This window comes from Actinomadura rudentiformis (genome assembly GCF_008923185.1).
GTDB classification, from domain to species: Bacteria; Actinomycetota; Actinomycetes; order Streptosporangiales; family Streptosporangiaceae; genus Spirillospora; species Spirillospora rudentiformis.
On sequence record NZ_WBMT01000050.1, the window covers coordinates 1 to 1309 of the forward strand.

Sequence of the window (1309 nt, forward strand, 5' to 3'; positions counted from 1 at the left end):
ACATCCCAGGTCGCGCAACGCCTCGGCTGCGGCCACGACGGTGCTGGTCACGTCGCGGTCGACTGGACCGAAAGCGGGGTCGCTCGCCCAGCCGACCCGCATTCCCGGCACCTGCGCAGGCGGGTGCGGCGGTGAGTGCTGGACGTAGCCGTCGATGCCGTCGGGGCCGATGAGAATCTCAAAGGCGGTCTTGATGTCGCGGATACTGCGTGCCATCGGACCGATGTGCCAGTAGCGGCGGGGAACCTCAGGCCAATGCCCGGTGATGGGTATTCGTCCCCGGGTGGCCTTCAGCGCCACGATCCCCGTGTCATGGGCCGGTCCGCGCACCGAGATGGCCACGTCGCTTCCCAGCCCGAGCGGCGACATGCCGGCCGCGATCGCGGCGGACTCGCCGCCACTGGAACCACCCGGCGTCCGGTCCAGATTCCAGGGATTGCCGGATCGGCCGACCAGCAGGTTGTCGGTCTCGGTCCAGTAGGAGAACTCCGGCAGGTTCGTCTTGGCGAGCGGGAGCCCGCCGGCGGCCTTCAGCCGGGCGACCGCGGTCGCATCGGCCGCCGGCACATGGTCGCGGAACAATGCCGAGCCGCGTGTGCTCACCACTTCCGCCACGTCCAGCGAGTCCTTGATCGTGAACGGCACACCGTGCAACGGCCCCGTCGGCTCACCCGCCACCACAGCCCGATCCGCGCCGCGAGCCGCCGCGAGTGCCTGCTCGGCGAGCACCGTCACCATGGCGTTGATCTTCGGGTTGACGGCCTCGATGCGCTCCAGGTGCGCCCGTACCACCTCCACCGCGGACACTTGCCGGGTGGCGATCAGTTCCGCCAGCGCGGTCGCGTCCTGGTAGCAGAGCTCGTGGCCATCCATCAACGGGCATCCTCTCGCCGCACGAGATCACCCTACGCACGGCGACAGGCGCTCCTGCGCGCTGGGTCAGACCCTGCGTCGGGTTTCTTCCAGGTAGCGGAGGACGGCCGTGACTCTGCGGTCTGCGCGATCGGTGGGTGCCAGGTCGAGTTTGGCGAAGATGTGACGGATGTGCTTGTGGACGGCGCCCTCGGTGACAAAGAGCCGTTCGGCGATGGCGGCGTTGCCCAGGCCCTCGGCCATCAGGGAGAGGACGTCGCGTTCCCGGGCCGTCAGGCGTTCCAGTGCACTGTCGGGGCGGCTGCGCGTGAACAGTTGCGCGACGACCTCGGGGTCGATGGCGGTGCCTCCGCTGGCCACCCGGTGCAACGCGTCGAGGAACTGCTCGACGCGGCCGACCCTCTCCTTCAGCAGGTAGCCGAGCCGGTCGGCGCCG

General features: G+C 69.6%; 2 protein-coding genes. Both read right to left on the minus strand.

What is annotated here, in order from left to right; genetic code table 11:
* Nucleotides 1-873: amidase (locus F8566_RS49545; protein WP_192810302.1), on the minus strand; the 873-nt coding region annotated here is incomplete at its 3' end.
* Between the two features lie 66 nt (nt 874-939).
* A partial coding sequence (locus F8566_RS49550; protein WP_192810303.1) for a LuxR C-terminal-related transcriptional regulator occupies nt 940-1309 on the minus strand: 370 nt, incomplete at its 5' end.